The sequence below is a fragment of the Mycobacterium sp. 1245111.1 genome (assembly GCF_001673405.1).
Lineage (GTDB): Bacteria > Actinomycetota > Actinomycetes > Mycobacteriales > Mycobacteriaceae > Mycobacterium.
Genome location: NZ_LZLV01000068.1, coordinates 1 through 12,581, shown reverse-complemented (window position 1 = coordinate 12,581; position 12,581 = coordinate 1). Strand labels below are relative to the sequence as shown.

Sequence of the window (12,581 nt, the reverse complement as noted above, 5' to 3'; positions counted from 1 at the left end):
CGCTACCAAACCCAATGGATCCCACCACCCCACCTCGACCACGGCCAACCCCGCATCAACACCTACCACCACCCCGAAACACTGCTGAGGGATGACGACGAAGACGCCCCGTAATGCGTTGCCGTCAGTGCACCCAGACCAGCAGGCAGGTGACGTCAGTCCGGTTCCATGGCTCTTGCCGCTACGGTTTCAACAGGCATAGCGTTCCTCCATGGCCCAACGGCGGGACCCGCGGATTGTCATCATCGGCGCGGGCATGTCTGGAATCGCCGTAGCGCACGTCCTGCGGCAGGCCGGCTTCCATGATTTCACCCTCCTGGAAAAGGGCTCTGACGTCGGCGGTGTCTGGCACTGGAACCGCTACCCCGGCCTGCGGTGCGACGTACCGTCCTACGGCTACCAATTCGCCTTCGCGCCGAAGCCGGACTGGAGCCACGTCTGGGCGACCGGCGACGAAATCCAGCGCTATCACCGCGACCTGATCGACGATCTGCAGCTGAAATCGCACCTGCGGCTCAACTGCGAAGTCACCGAGGCGGAGTTCGCCGGCAACCGTTGGCGGGTGCGAACTGCCGACGGCGACCAGATCGACGCGGACTTCGTCATCGCCGCCACCGGGATCCTGCATCACCCGTTCATTCCGGATATCCCGGGCCTCGACTCGTTCGCCGGGCCGGTGGTGCATACCGCGCGGTGGACTGACATCGACACCCGCGGAAAGCGAGTCGCGGTCATCGGTACCGGTTCGACTGGGGTACAGGTCTTTTCGGCGTTGCAGCCTGACGCGGCACACATCACCCATTTTGCCCGTACGCCGCAGTGGGTGATGTGGATGCCGATGAGAATGCCGCAACCGCGCATCGTCGGCCGGATCCTGCGACGGCTACCAAGGCAAGACAAAGCGGTCAGGTTGTCCCAGTTCATCGGTTCCGACTATCTGGTCGACCTGGTTATCCGGCCCACCTGGCGACGACGGGCGGCCCAGCGCTACGGACAGGTGTGCCTGCGAGCGCTGGTGTGGGACAAAGATCTTCGCGCGAAGCTGACACCCGACTACGAACCGTTCTGCAAGCGGCAGGTGCTCTCCGGCGACTACTACCGGCGAATCGCCAAGCCGAATGCCAGCTTTGTCAGCGACCCGATCGCCGAGGTTACCGAGACGGGACTGCGGACCACCGACGGCGTCCACCACGACCTCGACGCGATCGTGCTAGCCACCGGATTTGCGGCCCACAACTACATGCGACCGATGACGCTGCGGGGGCGCGACGGCCTGTCGATCGACGACGCCTGGGCCAAGGGGCCGCGGGCTTGGGGCATGACGGCCATCCCCGGCTTTCCCAATTTGTTCATGGTGTTGGGCCCCAACTCGCCCACCGGATCTATGTCGCTCCAGCACGTCGCCGAGTTAACGGCGCGCTATATCACCAAGTGGCTGAACCGCTTTCGCGACGGCGAATTCACCGCTGTCGAAGTTACCGAAGAAGCCACCGACCGCTTTGCCGACGACATCGCCGAAGCGATGGTCCCGACGGTGTGGAACACCGGTTGCAACTCATGGTATTTCGCCGACGACAACCACATCGATCTGTGGCCGTTCGACCGAAAACGGTTGACCCGCATGCTTACTCAACCGAAAGACGACGACTACATCTTGACGTAAGCGGCTGCGATTTCTGCCGCCAGCCGGGCATTCGACAACACAAGCGCGATGTTGGCCGACAGCGACGCACCGCGCGTCTCGCGATGGAAGAAGTCGAGCAGAAACGGCGTGACGTCCTTGCCGTGCACACCCGCAGTCTCGGCGGCCGCCAGCGCATCGGCCAGCACTCGGTCATGCAACGCGCGGTCCATCTCGTCGGCAGCCGCGATGGGGTTGGCCAACACCAGCCCGTAGCTGTCGGTGCCCAACCGCCGCCGGGCTTGCAGCACATCGGCGACCTGATCGGGCGTCTCCACCCGCCAGCCCACCGGATGCCCGGAATCGGCCAGGTAGAAGCCGGGAAACCGGTCGGTGCGATAGCCGATCACCGCAACGTTGAGCGATTCCAGACGCTCCAGGGTCGCCCCGACATCGAGGATCGACTTGACGCCGGCGCAGACCACCAACATCGGAGTCCGCGAAAGGGTCATCAGATCCGCAGACTCGTCCCAGTTGTCGCGCGCACCGCGATGAACACCGCCGAGCCCACCAGTGGCGAACACCGAAATACCCACCGCCGCAGCCAGATGCGCGGTCGCGGCCACCGTCGTCGCGCCGTCTCCGCGAAGGGCCGCCAGCACCGCCACATCGCGCACGCTGACCTTGGCTACGGTGTCGCTCTCGGCGATATGTCGCAGCGCGGCATCGTCGAGCCCGATGTGCGGCTCCCCGCCGATAATCGCGATCGTCGCGGGGACCGCGCCGCCGGATCGCACGGCCGCCTCGATTTCGCGCGCGACGCGCAGGTTGTCCGGTCGCGGCAGCCCGTGGCTGATGATCGTGCTCTCCAGGGCGACGACGGGCCGGCGCGCGGCAAGCGCGTCGGAAATCTCGGGAAGAACCTGCACGGCTAGGGGTCCTCGGGAGTCTCGACCACCGTGTAGCTCGGATCATTCATCGCCACTTCTTTGCTACCGCTCTGACTCGCCTTTCCGGTGAGGCGAATGACCTGACCCGGCTCGATGTCGTCGCCGTGACCGGGCTGGAACGTGACGCGGACCTCGCCGCTGTCGTCGCCGACGACGATCCAGCGGAACGTCTTTCCTCGCTTGGTGACGTCTTCGACTTGGCTGACGCGGCCCTCGACCGTGGCTCGGCGTCCCGGAATCAGGCTGTCTACCTGGATCACCGTCGCAGGTTTTTCCGGATGCTCGTAGTCCTCGGCGGGCTCTTCTTCACCCCGCCAGAGCCGCATCTCGACCTTTTCGATCTTGGAGGCAATGCGCTGCTCAAGGATATCCGGGAAGGCTTGGCGGATCCGGGACTGGACATCGTAGGGAACGATCGTGGCCGCGGCGTCCGGCACGCGGCTGACAGCACGCGAGATCTTGTCCGCGGTTTGGTCGTGAAGCAAGCGCCCGAGCACCGGTGCATACGTTCGCCGCGGCAGCAAAACCGTCACATGGGTGTCGCGATGTTCCTTGCTCGCCTTGATAACCAGCATTTGCACCGCGCGGACGATCTGCCGGTCGGGGCAGTCGATCACCCGCAGCGGCGTATCGAGTTCGAAGTCGTCCCAACGCTTTCGCAACTCGGCGGCCCGGTCCGAGTCGATCATGAAGTGCACGGCAGTCAATTCGTCGCCCTGTAATCCCTTGCCGTAGCGCAGCGCTTCGAGCACCGCGAGGTCAAGCGAGTTGACGCAGACGAACACGCGATGCCGCGCATACTTCGTCATCTGCGGGCGATCGGTCCGGAAGGCCTCGAGAATCGCCGACTCGGCGCGGTATTCCTGGTTGAGCCGGATCAGGCCGAATACCAGAACCGGGAAGACCACGACGACCAACCAGGCGCCCTCGGTGAACTTCGCGATCGCGAAGATTCCCACCACGATCGTCGACAGCACCGCCGCGGAGAAGTTGATCGCCAGCCGATACCGCCAACCCTGTTCGCGGTTCGTCAGATGGTATTTGGACATTCCGTAGCCGGCCATCGAGAAGCCGGTGAATACCCCGATCGCGTAGAACGGCACCAGCGCGTTGACCGATCCACCGGTGAACACCAGCAGCGCCACCGACAAGGCGGCGAGCGTCAGGATGCCGTTGGAAAACACCAGCCGATACCCACGCTGCATCAGCTGGCGCGGCAGAAAGCGGTCCTCGGCAACGAAACTCGCCAGCGCGGGAAACCCGTTGAAGCTGGTGTTGGCGCCCGTGTAGAGGATCGCGGCGGTCGACACCTGGACCAACACGTACATGCTGTCGCCGACCACACCGTTGCCGAAAACGGCTCGAGCGATCTGCGATAGCACCGACGGGTACTCGCTGAGATACGGTGCAGCGTGCGTGGCGTAGGCCAGATAGCCGACACCGGCCAACAGGGTGCCCAGGATGCAGGCCATCGCGGTCAGTACTCGGCGCGCGTTGACGCTTTGCGGTTTGCGAAAGACGTTGACGGTGTTGGAGATTGCTTCCACGCCGGTCAACGACGAACCACCGTTGGCGAAGGCCCGCAGCACCACCAAGACGGTTGCGCCCATCACCAAGCCGCTGCTCTGGTGCACCGGAACCGCACCGGCGGCATGACCGGGATCGTATTGCGGCAGACCCCAAACCAGATGCCGGACAACGCCGGTCACGATCATCACCAACAGCATGGCCACGAACGAATAGGTGGCCAGCGCAAACGGTAGCCCCGCCTCGCGCAGGCCGCGCAAGTTCAGATAACAGATCAGCAAGACGACGCCGACCGTGATCTCCAGGCTGTAGGGCCCCAGGGCGGGCACCGCCGAAGCCACCGCGACCGTGCCGGCCGCCGACTGCACCGCCACCGTCACGACGTAATCGATCAGCAGTGCCGCCGCGGCCACCTGAGCTACCTTGGGCCCGAAATTCTCCCGCGCCACGATGTACGAGCCGCCCGCCTTGGTATAGGCCATCACGACCTGTCGGTACGAGGCGGCCACCAGCGCGAGGATCAACAGGATCACGCCCATGATGGGCAGCAACAGAATGAAGGCGGCCAGCCCGGCATGCGGGAGGAGCTCAGTCAGGATCTGCTCGGGACCGTACGCTGTGGACGAGATCGCGTCAGGCGAAAGTGCGCCCAGTGCAACGGGATTGGACAGCCGCTCGTTGGACAGTTCCTGCGTGATCAGCGGCTTGCCCAAAAAGACGCGCTTGCACACGTCGGAGAAAGACGGGGGTACCTCGGCTTCGTCGGCTGACGTTGTCACCACCCGTCTGACTCGCTCTAGGAGTGACCGGCCGGCGCCAGAGCGTCAGGATCCACCCGGGCGATGCGGGATTCCACGTCGTAGGGGACGATGATCGCGGTCGCCCCCGCGATGCGGCTGACGGCGCGGGCCATTTTGTCGGCGGTGCGGTCATGCAGCAATCGGCCCAGCATCGCGGAATAGGTTCGGCGCGGCAGCAGGACAGTCACCTTGGTGTCCGGATGGTTGCGTTTCACCTGCAGCACGAATTCCTGTGCGACCCGGCTCAAATTGCGGTCGGGACAGTCGATCACCCGCAGCTGGGTGTCGTGCTCGAAGTGCTGCCAGCGTTCCTGGAGCTTGGCGGAGTGTTCGGCGTCGACCACGAAGTGGACGGCGAGCAGTTCGTCGGCGTGCAGGCCCTTGCCATAGCGCAAGGCCTCGACCTCCGCGAGGTCAACCGAGTCGACGAACACGAACACTCGCAGCCGCGCGAACTTCGACAGCTCGGGTCGTTCGGTCCGCGACATCTCCAACACCGACGCCTCGGCGCGGTACTGCTTGTTGAGTCGGATCAACGCGTACACCAGGATCGGGAACACGATCACGACCAGCCAGGCGCCCTCGGTGAACTTGGCCACCACGAAGATGCCGACCACGATCGTCGACAACAACCCGGCCGAGAAGTTGACGGCAACTTTGCGGTGCCAGCCTGGGCCGCGGCGGGTGCGGTGGTGTTTGGTCATCCCGAAGCCGGCCATCGCGAAGGCGGTGAAGACGCCGATCGCGTAAAACGGCACCAGCGCATTAACCGACGCGCGAGTGACCAGCAGCAACGCCACCGCGAGCGCGGTCAGCGTGATGATCCCGTTGGAGAACACCAGCCGGTGACCGCGCTTGGTCAGCGGACGCGGCAAAAAGCGGTCCTCGGCCACGAAACTCGCCAGCGCGGGGAAACCGTTGAACCCGGTGTTCGCGCCGGTAAAGAGGATTGCGGCGCTAGACGCCTGAACCGCGAAGTACAGGAAGTTTCCGAGCACCCCGTGGCCGAAGACCGTGCGAGCGATCTCCGAAAGCATTGACGGGTACTCATCCAGATACGGGGTGGCATGCGTGACGAAGGCAAGCCAGGCGACACCGGCCAACAGGAATCCGAGGACGCAGGCCATGATGGTCAGCACCCGACGGGCGTTGACGCCCTGCGGCTCCCGAAAGACGTTAACCGTGTTCGAGATCGCCTCGACACCCGTCAGCGAGGTGCCACCGTTGGCGAAGGCGCGCAGCAAGACCAGCACTGTGGCACCCATCACCAGGCCATTGCCCTGATGCACCGGCACTGCACCGACGATGTGCTCCGGATCGTATTTCGGTAGGCCCCAAAGGATTTCGCGAATCAGGCCGGTCAGGATCGTCAGCGTGATCATTGCCACGAACGAGTACGTCGTGATCGCGAAAAGCCGACCCGACTGCCGCAGACCGCGCAGGTTGGCAACACAGATCAGCACCAGCACGCTGATGGTGATCTCCAGGTGGTAGGGATGCAGCGCCGGTATTGCCGAGCAGAGCGCCACAGTCCCGGCCGCGGGCTGCACGGCGGCGGTGACCACGTAGTCGATCAGCAATGCGGCGGCGGCAATCTGAGCGACGCGGGGCCCGAAGTTGTCCCGTGCCACCATGTACGCCCCGCCGGTCCGGGTGTAGGCCATCACGACACCCCGGTAGGACGCGGACACCAACAGCAGGATGAACAGGATCACCCCGATGATCGGCAGCAACAACGTGAACGCGGCCATTCCCGCACGCGGCAACAGCTCGACCATCACCTGCTCTGGCCCGTAAGCCGTCGAGGAGATTGCGTCTGGTGAAATAGCGCCGAGCGCAACGGGATTCGACAGTCGCTCGGATTCGAGCTGTTCACTCGTCAGAGGCCTACCGAGAAAGATGCGCTTCCAGCCGTCGCTAAAGGACGGCTTGATGCTCGAATTACTCCGCGCTGCTGTAACCACGTATCACTTTCCTCCGGAGTCGGCGACCCGTGGAGTCAAGTCATCCACGTAGGTCGGCTGCGGCCCGGGGCAACTCTATCGGATCAACCTGCTCGCTCGCCGACCTCGCGGTCTCAGCGGCGGCACGGCTGGCCAGCGCGATCCTGGTCTTGATGTCGTAAGCCACAATCTGCGCACTTGCTCCGGGAATCCTGCTGATCACCTTGGCGATCTTGTCTGCCGTGCGGTCGTGCAGAAAACGCCCCAGCAACTGGGAGTACTCCCGGCGCGGCAACAGCACGGTGATTTTGGTGTCTGCGTGCTCGGCCATGATCTGCACGACCAATTCGTGAGCCGCCCGGCTCAGGTTGCGGTCGAAACAGTCGATCATCTCCAGATCTGTGACGTGGCCCACATGCTGCCACTGCCGCCGCAGGTCCTCGGCGTGCATGGAATCGAGCACAAAGTGCACAGCGGTCAACTGGTCGGCCTGCAGCCCCTTCGCATAGCGCACCGCCTCGACCTCGGCCAAGTCGACCGAGTCGACGAAGATCAGCACCCGGTGCCGGTCGTGCCTGTCCAGCTCGGGTGGCTCAGACACCGAAGTCTCCAGCACCGATGCCTCGGCGCGATACTGCCGATTCAGCCGCATCAGCGCGAAGACCAGGAGCGGGAAGATCACCACGACCAGCCAGGCGCCTTCGGTGAACTTGGCGATCGCGAAGATGCCGACCACGACGGTCGAGAGCACGCCCGCGGAGAAGTTGATCACCAACTTGTACCGCCACCCGGGCTCGCGCTCGGTGAGGTGGTGCTTGGACATTCCATAGCCAGCCATCGAGAACCCGGTGAACACCCCGATTGCGTAGAACGGCACCAGGGCGTCCAGCGAACCGCCCGTCCCGATCAGCAGCGCCACGGCGAGCACGGTCAGCGCGACGATGCCATTGGAGAACACCAGGCGGTGGCCACGCTTCATCAGGGGCCGCGGCAGGAAGCTGTCCTCGGCGACGAAGCTGGCCAGCGCGGGGAATCCGTTGAAGCTGGTATTGCCGCCGGTGTACAGGATCAGCGCCGTCGACACCTGCACAAGGACGTAGAACACGTTCCCGACGGCGCCGCCGCCGAAGACCATCCGGACGATCTCCGACAACATCGACGGGTAGCCGTCGGCGTATGGCATCGCGTGGGTGATGTGAGTCAGCCAGGCCACTCCCGCCAATAAGAATCCGAGGATGAGGACGTTGACGGTCAGGACCTTGCGCGCGTTGGTTCCCTCGGGCTGACGAAAGGTGCTGACGGTGTTGGAGATTGCCTCGACTCCGGTGAGCGACGAACCGCCGTTGGCGAACGCCCGCAGCACGATCAGCAGGGTCGCGCCCATGATGAGGCCGTTGCCCTGATGCAGTGGCACCGTCCCGGGGATGTGCGCCGCGTCGTACTGGCCGAGGTTTCCGAGAAGCTCGCGTACGACGCCGACAACGATCGTGAGTGTGACCATGCCCGCGAAGAAGTAGGTCGGTACCGCGAACGGCCGGCCGGCTTCCCGCAGGCCGCGCAGGTTGGCGTAACACATCAGCAGCACCACCCCGACGGTGATCTCCAGGCTGTAGGGGCCGAGTGCCGGGACCATCGACGCCACCGCCACCGTCCCTGCGGCGCATTGCACCGCGACGGTCACCACATAGTCGATCAGCAGCGCCGCGGCCGCGACCTGCGCGACCCTCGGACCGAAGTTGTCCCGTGCGACGACGTACGAACCGCCGGATCGGGTGTAGGCGATCACCACCTGGCGGTAGGACGCTCCTACGAGCAGCAGCACGAAAAGGATGACACCAGTGACCGGAAGCAACAATGCGAATGCGGCCATCCCGGCGGCGGGCAGCAGTTCGATCATGATCTGCTCGCTGCCGTATGCGGTCGAGGAGATCGAGTCACACGACAGCACCCCGAGCGCCACCGGGTTGGACAGCCGCTCGTGCTGGAGTTGGTCGTTGATCATCGGCCTTCCGAGGAAGACCCTCTTACACCGGTCGGAAAACGACGGCGATATCCGTAGCTCGCCGGCCAGTTGTGACATAGCAAACACCTCGCGCAAATTAGGGGATTTTCGCAAAACGGGCTTGGACCCGGGCAGAGCCTACGGTTTTCAGCTGGTCATCGCCTGTTGGAAAACGGGTATCCAGCTGGTTTTAGAGGGTTCTTTACGGAATCTTGACGCGCTGCAGCGGCTACCAACCAGTCGCGGCGGCAAACGCCTGTGGACAACCGCGCATCAAAGCTGCGCCAGCAAGCTCAGCCCAGACGGTCGACCGCGGCGGCAATCCGCTCGTCGGTGGCGGTCAGCGCCACACGAACATGGCGGGCGCCGCGTGCGCCGTAGAACTCACCGGGCGCCGCCAGGATGCCGCGCTGCGCCAACCATCCGACGGTGTCTCGGCACGGCTCGCCGCGGGTGGCCCAGAGATACAAACCGGCCTCGGAATGGTCGACGGTGAATCCGGCCGCACGTACTGCCGGCAGCAGCGCGTCGCGGCGTCGGCGGTAGCGGTCGCGCTGCTCGCGCTCGTGGGCGTCGTCGTCGAGCGCGGCGACCATCGCCGCCTGCACCGGCCGCGGAACCATCATCCCCGCGTGCTTGCGCACCGCCAGTAGCTCGCCGACCAATGCGGCGTCACCGGCGACATAGCCCGCGCGATACCCGGCCAACGAGGAGCTCTTGGACAGCGAATGCACGGCCAACAGTCCGGTGTGGTCGCCGTCGCACACCGACGGGTGCAACACCGACAGCGGTTCGGCATCCCAACCCAGGCCTAGATAGCACTCGTCGGACGCCACGACGACGCCACGCTCGCGGGCCCAGCCGACAAGCTTGCGCAGATGATCCACGCCCAGCACCTGACCGGTCGGGTTGCTCGGAGAATTCACGAACAGCAACGCCGGGGCTTGCGGACCGATTTGGGTGAGCGAATCGGCGAACAGCACCCGCGCGCCGGCCAACCGGGCGCCGACGTCGTAGGTCGGGTAGGCCAGCTCGGGCACGACGACCAGATCGTCCGCGCCCGCGCCCAGCAGGGTGGGCAGCCAGGCGATGAGTTCTTTGGTGCCGATCACCGGCAGCACCGCCGACTCGGCCAGCCCGGTCACGCCATAGCGGCGATTCAGAGCCGCGACCGCCGACTCCCGCAGCTGCGGGGTGCCCGCGGTGGTGGGATAACCCGGCTCGGCGCTGGCCGAAGCGAGCGCGTCGCGGATTATCGGCGCCACCGGATCGACGGGCGTGCCGACGGACAGGTCGACGATGCCGTCCGGATGCGACTTGGCCAGCGCGGTCGCGTCGGCCAGCGTGTCCCAGGGGAACTCCGGCAAGATCGCCGACAATCGCCGGCGGTCAGTCAGGCGGCTCAGTCATGCTCCTGCGGCGGAAGATCCTTCACAGCCTGCGGGTCGTTGTCGGTCTGGCCGACTTTCGCTGCGCCACCGGGGGATCCGAGCTCGGCGAAGAAGTCCGCGTTGATCTGGGTGTACTGGCTCCACTGCTCCGGGACGTCGTCCTCGTAGTAGATCGCCTCGACCGGGCAGACCGGCTCGCAGGCGCCACAGTCGACGCATTCGTCGGGGTGGATAAACAGCATCCGAGCGCCCTCGTAGATGCAGTCGACCGGGCACTCTTCGATACATGCCTTGTCTTTTAGGTCGACGCAGGGTTCGGCGATCGTGTACGTCACAGACGTCTCCTCACGGTCTCCAGTGGCTGGCTGGGTGAGCCGGTAGGTGCTTACCAATTTTCTTGGTAACACTTCCCGGCGGTGCGATGTCTCGGTTACTGATACTAGACGTTGCATATACAACGCAAGCACCAGGTCACTATGTGCGTCAATGCATTGCAACTAGTTGCATAGGGTAGTCGCAAGTTTCTATGCTTCGCCGGTGGCACTCCCCCACGCGATCCTGGTGTCGCTGTGCGAGCAATCCGGGTCCGGCTACGAGCTGACCCGCCGGTTCGATCGCTCGATCGGCTACTTCTGGAGCGCCACCCACCAGCAGATCTACCGCACGCTGCGGACGATGGAGGCCGACGGCTGGGTATCGGCGAAAGTCGTCCCACAACAAGGGCGGCCGGACAAGAAGGTCTACACCGTCTCCGACTCCGGGCGGGCCGAGCTGGCCCGCTGGATCGCCGCGCCGATTGGGAGCCGGGGTTCGGGCAGCTCGGGTTCGGGCGCCGGCCGTGCCGGCGACGGAGCGGTCCGCGAGCTGGCCGTCAAGCTGCGTGGCGCGGCCTACGGCGACCGCGCCGCGCTGATCGAGCAGGTTGTCGCCCTGCGCGCCGAGCGTGCCCAATTGCTGGACACCTACCGGGGATTCGCGAAGAACCAATTCTCGGATCCAGCGTCGTTGCGCGGCAGTGCATTACATCAGTACCTCGTGCTACGCGGCGGAATCCGCACCGAAGAAGGCACCATCGACTGGCTCGACGAGATCACCGCGGCCCTTCAAAAACGGTCGGGACAGGAGAACCTATGACCTACCCAAACCTGTTGTCCCCGTTGGATCTCGGATTCACAACGCTGCGCAACCGGGTAATCATGGGCTCGATGCACACCGGACTCGAAGATCGCGCCCGCAACACCGACCGGCTTGCCGAATACTTCGCCGAACGCGCCAACGGCGGCGTGGGGCTGATCATCACCGGTGGCTACGCGCCCAACCGGACCGGCTGGCTGCTGCCGTTCGCCTCCGACCTCACCTCGACCGCGCAGGCACGCCGGCACCGCACGATCACCGCCGCGGTGCACGATGCCGGTGGCAAAATCCTGCTGCAGATCCTGCACGCCGGTCGTTATGCCTACCACCCGCTTTCGGTCAGCGCATCGTCGATCAAGGCCCCGATCAACCCTTTTCGCCCGCGCCGGCTCTCCTCGAGCAGCGTGCAGACCACCATCGACGACTTCGCCCGCTGCGCCGAGCTGGCCCGCGTGGCGGGCTACGACGGCGTCGAAATCATGGGCAGCGAAGGGTATTTGATCAACCAGTTCCTGGCCGAGCGAACCAACAAGCGCAACGACGGCTGGGGAGGCAGCGCCGCGAAGCGCCGCCGGTTTCCCGTCGAGATCGTCCGCCGCGTCCGCGCAGCGACCGGATCCGACTGCATCATCTGCTATCGGATGTCGATGGCCGACTACGTCGAGGGCGGTCAGAGCTGGGACGAAATCCTGTCGCTGGCAAGCGAAGTCGCGGCCGCCGGCGCGACCATCATCAACTCCGGCTTCGGCTGGCATGAGGCCAGGGTGCCGACGATCGTTACCTCGGTGCCCAGCAACGCCTTCGTCGACATCAGCAACGCCGTCGCGGCGCACGTCGACATCCCGGTGGCGGCATCGAACCGAATCAACATGCCGCAGGCGGCCGAGCAGATCCTGGCCGACACCCACGTACAGCTGATCTCGATGGCCCGGCCCCGACGACCGCGATCGACCGCGTGCGCCGGGTGGGGGACAACACCAGTTGCGTCTCCCGGCCGGCGCGCGGGTTGAGCAGACACGACACCGGCTTGTGCACGAAGGCGTGATCCAGGCAGGCCTGATTGCACGCGATGCAGGTATTGATCTCGTCGTCGCGGGCGGCTTGCGCCTTGAGCACCCACTCCGGGTCGGCCAGCAGGGGCCGGGCCATCGAGATCAGCTGTACGTGGGTGTCGGCCAGGATCTGCTCGGCCGCCTGCGGCATGTTGATTCGG

General features: G+C 64.9%; 8 protein-coding genes and 3 pseudogenes. 5 read left to right on the top strand and 6 right to left on the bottom strand.

From position 1 onward, the window contains the following. Positions 1–114, top strand: a 114-nt coding sequence (locus tag A5658_RS29350; protein ID WP_369830512.1) for a hypothetical protein, incomplete at its 5' end; no start/stop codon positions are given. A gap of 97 nt (positions 115–211) precedes the next feature. Then, a complete protein-coding gene (locus A5658_RS11715) occupies positions 212–1,663 on the top strand; it encodes an NAD(P)/FAD-dependent oxidoreductase (RefSeq protein ID WP_067334478.1) in 1,452 nt (483 codons plus the stop codon). On the opposite strand, the gene A5658_RS11710 is transcribed toward A5658_RS11715, so the two are convergent. From A5658_RS11710 to fdxA, 6 genes and pseudogenes are all read right to left on the bottom strand, one after another. Further along, the gene (locus A5658_RS11710) at positions 1,648–2,550 is read right to left on the bottom strand and encodes a pseudouridine-5'-phosphate glycosidase (RefSeq protein ID WP_067334475.1); all 903 of its coding nucleotides are present in this window, start codon (positions 2,548–2,550) and stop codon (positions 1,648–1,650) included. The two genes, A5658_RS11715 and A5658_RS11710, sit on opposite strands and share 16 nt — an antisense overlap. 2 nt (positions 2,551–2,552) lie before the next feature. Beyond that, positions 2,553–4,877, bottom strand: a complete 2,325-nt coding sequence (locus A5658_RS11705) for an APC family permease (protein ID WP_067334482.1) — start codon at positions 4,875–4,877, stop codon at positions 2,553–2,555. Between the two features lie 44 nt (positions 4,878–4,921). Beyond that, positions 4,922–6,862: pseudogene (locus tag A5658_RS11700) on the bottom strand (APC family permease); the annotation flags it as partial. Between the two features lie 139 nt (positions 6,863–7,001). Then, positions 7,002–8,921 (bottom strand): annotated as a pseudogene (locus A5658_RS11695) (APC family permease); the annotation flags it as partial. Between the two features lie 215 nt (positions 8,922–9,136). After that, on the bottom strand, positions 9,137–10,222 hold the full coding sequence (gene dapC, locus A5658_RS11690) for a succinyldiaminopimelate transaminase (RefSeq protein ID WP_067334471.1): 1,086 nt from the start codon (positions 10,220–10,222) through the stop codon (positions 9,137–9,139). A 23-nt stretch (positions 10,223–10,245) separates the two neighbouring features. Continuing rightward, entirely contained in the window at positions 10,246–10,569 is a 324-nt protein-coding gene (gene fdxA / locus A5658_RS11685; protein ID WP_067334467.1) for a ferredoxin, read from the bottom strand. 202 nt (positions 10,570–10,771) lie between these two features. Between fdxA and A5658_RS11680 the strand changes: the two genes are divergently transcribed. The 3 genes and pseudogenes from A5658_RS11680 to A5658_RS29345 all read left to right on the top strand — a co-directional run. Further along, positions 10,772–11,368, top strand: a complete 597-nt coding sequence (locus A5658_RS11680) for a PadR family transcriptional regulator (RefSeq protein WP_067334464.1) — start codon at positions 10,772–10,774, stop codon at positions 11,366–11,368. After that, positions 11,365–12,303 (top strand): annotated as a pseudogene (locus A5658_RS11675) (2,4-dienoyl-CoA reductase FMN-binding domain-containing protein); the annotation flags it as partial. The gene A5658_RS11680 and the pseudogene A5658_RS11675, both read left to right, overlap by 4 nt. Before the next feature lie 94 nt (positions 12,304–12,397). After that, on the top strand, positions 12,398–12,581 hold a 184-nt coding region (locus tag A5658_RS29345; RefSeq protein WP_369830511.1), incomplete at its 3' end, for a hypothetical protein.

What these genes read in the sequence shown, in the direction of transcription:
- A5658_RS11715 (WP_067334478.1), top strand. Translation starts at nt 212, where the DNA reads ATGGCCCAACGGCGGGACCCGCGGATTGTCATCATCGGCGCGGGCATG.